This is a genomic window from Frankia sp. AgKG'84/4, assembly GCF_023242965.2.
Classification (GTDB): Bacteria; Actinomycetota; Actinomycetes; order Frankiales; family Frankiaceae; genus Frankia.
Genome location: NZ_JALKFU020001101.1, coordinates 1 through 1,364, shown reverse-complemented (window position 1 = coordinate 1,364; position 1,364 = coordinate 1). Strand labels below are relative to the sequence as shown.

At 74.5% G+C, this 1,364-nt stretch carries 1 protein-coding gene and 1 pseudogene; both read right to left on the bottom strand.

Annotated elements, in window-relative coordinates; genetic code table 11:
* The coding region (locus tag MXD58_RS27635) for a LysR family transcriptional regulator (protein ID WP_284678928.1) at positions 1–454 on the bottom strand (454 nt) is incomplete at its 3' end.
* Positions 455–695: 241 nt separating this feature from the next.
* A pseudogene (locus MXD58_RS27630) lies at positions 696–1,364 on the bottom strand (phytoene desaturase family protein); the annotation flags it as partial.

Below are 1,364 nucleotides of genomic sequence, written 5' to 3'. Positions count from 1 at the left end.
GGAAGGTGGCGTCCAGCGTGCCGGCCGCGACGCGGTCGAGGCGCTGGCGGGTGGGTTCGCCGATCAGCTCGACCTCGACGTGCGGGGCGCGGCGGGCGAGCTGTTCGAGCACCGCGTCGAGCCGTTCGCCCAGGCCCCGGCTCGTACCGAGGCGCAGCGTCCCGGTGTACTCGCCGGCGAGCCGGGACGCGACGGCCAGCGCCCGGCTCTCCGCGGTGAGCACGGCGCGCGCCTCGGGCAGGAACGCCCTGCCGGCGGAGGTCAGCCGCACATGCCGCGGGGACCGGTCGAACAGGTCGATGCCGAGTTCCCGTTCCAGCCGGCGGATCTGCTGGCTGACGGCGGGCTGGCCGATGTTGAGCCGTTCGGCGGCCCGCCCGAAGTGACCGTCCTCGGCGACCGCGACAAAGTACCGCAGCTGACGCAGCTCCACGACCCGGGTCCCTCCGGCCATCTACCCACGTGCTCGCCGCGGCGGACGAAGCTCGGGTCGGGCCGCCGCCGACCGCGTCGAAGTGTCTGCCAGGCTCCCTGATCACCGTATCCGCGGGAGAACCTCACGACCTGACGTGTGGTCCCCACGAAGTCGGATACAGCGTGTCCACGTCGTTCGGAGCCCAGGCGAATAGCTGCTTCGCGCATCAGGTACTCACACCCCCTGAGGGCCATGCGGCGAGACCGGTGCCGTTTGTCGGTCAGCGGGTCGGGCGGCGGGCGCCGAGGATGACCTCGGCGGTGTTGCGGCCGCTGGCACCCCAGACGCCGGCGCCGGGGAAGGTGCCGGCGCCGGTGAGGTAGAGGCCGGCGACGGGGGTGCGGTAGCGACTGAGTTCGCGGCGGCGGCCGAGCAGGGCGGCGACGACACCGCCGGGGAACGACGGGGCGTAGCCGCGGGGCATGGCGAACTCGCGTTCGTAGTCCGGTGGGGTCATCACCCGCCAGTCGCGTACGGAGTCGAGTAGCGCGCCCGGGTCACCCAGCGAGCCGAGGCGGCGCAGCCAGGACCAGGCCCTGGTCGGATCGGACCAGCGCCCGGCCAGCCCGTACGGGGTCCACAGCACCTCCAGGCTGAGCAGGTGTGTGTCCGGCGCCGGGCGCATCGACGGGTCGAGCGCGGAGGGGATGTTGAGCAGGAACATCGGCGGGTCGCTGACCCGTCCGGCGCGGCGGGCCGCGGCGGCGGCGACCTGCTCGGCGGGGGTGGGGCTGACGGTGATCGTCGGCACCTGCCGGGCCACCTCCGGCAGCACGTCGGCGGGGATCGCGTCGACGGCGCGCAGCCGGGGCGGGCCGGTGACGACCGCGTCGAGTTTCGACTCGTAGCCGTCGGCGGGCGGCGCCGCGGCCCAGCGGGCGTGCAGGCG